3 protein-coding genes are annotated in these 3153 nt (G+C 64.4%); all 3 read left to right on the forward strand.

All coding sequences use genetic code 11. The features are described 5' to 3' along the window. A partial coding sequence (locus A2J02_RS15880; RefSeq protein WP_156516241.1) for an HAD-IC family P-type ATPase occupies positions 1-1166 on the forward strand: 1166 nt, incomplete at its 5' end. 42 nt (positions 1167-1208) lie between these two features. After that, positions 1209-1397 carry an antitoxin gene (locus A2J02_RS15885; RefSeq protein WP_068051116.1) on the forward strand — a complete coding sequence of 63 codons (189 nt, stop codon included), beginning with the start codon at positions 1209-1211 and terminating at the stop codon, positions 1395-1397. 77 nt (positions 1398-1474) lie between these two features. Further along, positions 1475-3103 (forward strand): Na+/H+ antiporter, encoded by a 1629-nt coding sequence (locus A2J02_RS15890; protein ID WP_068051118.1) that lies wholly within the window; start codon positions 1475-1477, stop codon positions 3101-3103. The last annotated feature ends 50 nt before the right edge of the window (positions 3104-3153 follow it).

A 3153-nucleotide genomic window follows, 5' to 3' on the forward strand; every position in this document is an offset into this window, starting at 1 on the left:
GACTCCGGGTGTTGTTGCTCGCCAGCTCGGACCGCTCGGTCGACGACGACGAGGCACCCGGTGTGGTGACACCGCGTGCGCTGGTGATTCTCGAGCAGAAGGTGCGCGAGGATGCCCGAGACACGTTGGAGTACTTCGCAAGCCAGCACGTCGAGGTCAAGGTCATCTCCGGCGACAATGCCGTCTCGGTCGGTGCGGTCGCGGGTTCGCTCGGCCTGCCGGGCGGCGACGCCCCGATCGATGCGCGTGATCTGCCCGAGGACTCCGACAAGCTGGCCGACGCCGTGGCGTCCTCCACCACGTTCGGTCGGGTCCGGCCCGATCAGAAGCGGGCGATGGTGGGCGCGTTGCAATCTCGCGGCCATACGGTCGCGATGACCGGCGACGGCGTCAACGACGTGCTCGCACTCAAGGACGCCGATATCGGCGTCTCGATGGGTTCGGGGAGTGCGGCCACCCGAGCCGTCGCGCAGATCGTGTTGTTGGACAACAAGTTCGCCACGTTGCCCTACGTCGTGGGGGAGGGGCGACGCGTCATCGGCAACATCGAGCGTGTCTCCAATCTGTTCCTCACCAAGACCGTGTACTCGGTGTTGCTGGCGTTTCTGATCGGGCTCTCGGGTGTGCTCTCGCAGATCTTCCACTTCGAGCCGATTCCGTATCCGTTCCTGCCCCGGCACGTGACGATCGCGGCATGGTTCACCATCGGCATCCCGGCGTTCGTTCTCTCGCTCGCGCCCAACAACGAGCGGGCGCGCAGCGGATTCGTCTCGCGGGTGATGCGGCTGGCCGTCCCGTCCGGATTGATCGTCGGCTCGTGCACGTTCGTCTCCTACCTGCTGGTCTACGCGGGCCCCAACGCCAGCGAGACCCAGGTGACGCAGGCCAGTACCACCGCGCTGATCACGTTGATCATGATCGCGCTGTGGGTGTTGGCCGTCGTCGCGCGGCCCTACAACTGGTGGAAGATCCTGCTGCTCGGTGGGTCGGTCGGTGGCTATCTGCTGCTGTTCGCAATCCCGTTCTGCCGCACCTTCTTCAAGCTCGATCCGTCGAACGTCGGAGCCACCACCAGTGCGTTGATCATCGGCGGCATCGGTATCGCGCTCGTCGAGGTGGCTCATCGATTCGGATCGGTACTACGCAATCGGCAGAACGAAACGTAGGCTTCCGGGTGTTCCGTTGCACCCGACCGGCAGGAGAGTTTCATGGGCTTCGCAGACAATTTGAAGGGCATGGTCGACAAGGGCAAGGACCTTGCGGCCGAGAACTCGGACAAGATCGACGACGTCGTGGAGAAGGCTGGGGACTTCATCGACAACAAGACCGGCGGGAAGTACTCCGACAAGGTCGACAAGGTTCAGGACGCAGTCAAGAAGGCGATTCCGGACAAGTAGGACCTTTCGGTCTTCCGCATCGGTGATCGTGGCCGTCGGTCGTACCCCGGGGTGCGGCTGACGGCACAATCGTCGGGGTGGACGGACCGATTCTTCTTCTCGTAGTCATCTTCGCGATCGCAGTCGCCGGTTTCGCCAGGCGTATCGATCTGCAGGTCCCGCTTGTCCTGGTCACCGTCGGATCCATTGCCTCGTTCGTTCCCGGGGTCCCGCACGTCAGCCTGTCGCCTCAGCTGATCCTCGGCGTGGTGCTTCCGCCGCTGCTGTACTCCGCCGCGCTGGATTTCTCGTTCGTCACCTTCCGGCGAAATCTCGGTCAGATCCTTCGGCTCGGACTGGTCATGGTGATCGTGACGACGGTGGCCGTCGGCTGGTTCGCCAATCTGCTGATTCCGGAGCTGACCTTGGGTGCGGCTCTGGTCCTCGGTGCCGTCGTCGCCCCGCCCGACGCGGTGTCCGCCGTCGCCGTCGGCCGCAAACTCGGCCTGCCCGCGCGAATGATGGCGATCCTCACCGGCGAGTCCTTGGTGAACGACGCGGCCGCGTTGACTCTGTTCACCCTGGCCGTCGCGTCGGTGACGGGCAGTCGAATCGAACTGGGCTCACCGGTGCTGTTCTTCCTGTACGAGATCGTCGGCGGTGTTCTGGTCGGATTCGTCCTCTCGCGCATCGTTCGTTTCGTGCGAAACCGGATCGCCGACTCGGCGCTCGAGACTGTGCTCGGACTCGTCCTACCGTTCGCGGCCTATCTGGCGGCCGAGGAAATTCATGCCTCCGGTGTGCTCGCTGTCGTCACGGCAGGCTTCGTTCTGGGCCGCGTCACTGCCGACGTCTCGGTCTCCACGAGGGTCCAGGAACGGCAGGTGTGGCCCACGCTGGATCTTCTGCTCGAAGCATTCGTGTTCGCCTACATGGGTTTACAGCTGAAGTTCGTCATCGAAGAGGTCCAGCGTGAGGGGTTGCCGGTCCACCACGTGTTCGCCTATGCGCTGCTGGTGCTCCTGGCGGTCATAGCGGTGCGTCCAGCATGGATCTTCGCAAACTCCGGTCGAAACATACTGCTTCGCAAGCTGTTTCGGCGATCTGCGCCCAGCGAAGCCGGATTGACGTGGCAGCAGAACCTCGTGCTCTCGTGGGCGGGCATGCGTGGGGTGGTCACGCTCGCTGCGGCGGCCGGTGTGCCGCTGACCACCGTGCTCGGCGACGAATTCCCCGGCCGCGCAGTGATTCAGGCCGTGGCCTTCGTCGTCGCGGTCGGGACGTTGCTGCTGCAGGGGCTGACGCTTCCGCTGCTGATCCGCCGACTCGACGTCGCAGATCCACTCGAGCAACAGCGCAACGACAATCAGCGGCTGCTCTCGCAGGCCATCGCCCGTACCGCGGCGGAGGACTATCTCCAGCGCGCTGCGAAGGACGGAATTGCAGGAGTGGACAGCGAACGTGTCGCGGAGGTGATCGAGCGCGTCCGACGCTCGGTGCGCGCTCGATTGGATGCCGACGAGACCGAGGATCGCGAGAAGCGGATCGCGGCGGCAGGAGCGTTGTTCGATTCGCTGCGGCACAACGTCCTGGTCGCGCAGCGAGCGGCACTCATCGCGGCCCGCGACTCGGGGGAGTTGGAGGACGAAGCTCTGCGGGCAGTGTTGAATGGCTTGGACGTGGAAGAAATTGCGGCGGAAGCCCGCATCGCACGACGCACGACGTAGACGAACGCAATGTAGGAGCGCAGAGACAGTGAGGTCGACCGGACCGGTGG

Origin of the sequence: Rhodococcus sp. EPR-147 (assembly GCF_001647185.1) — a bacterium.
Taxonomy (GTDB): domain Bacteria; phylum Actinomycetota; class Actinomycetes; order Mycobacteriales; family Mycobacteriaceae; genus Rhodococcoides.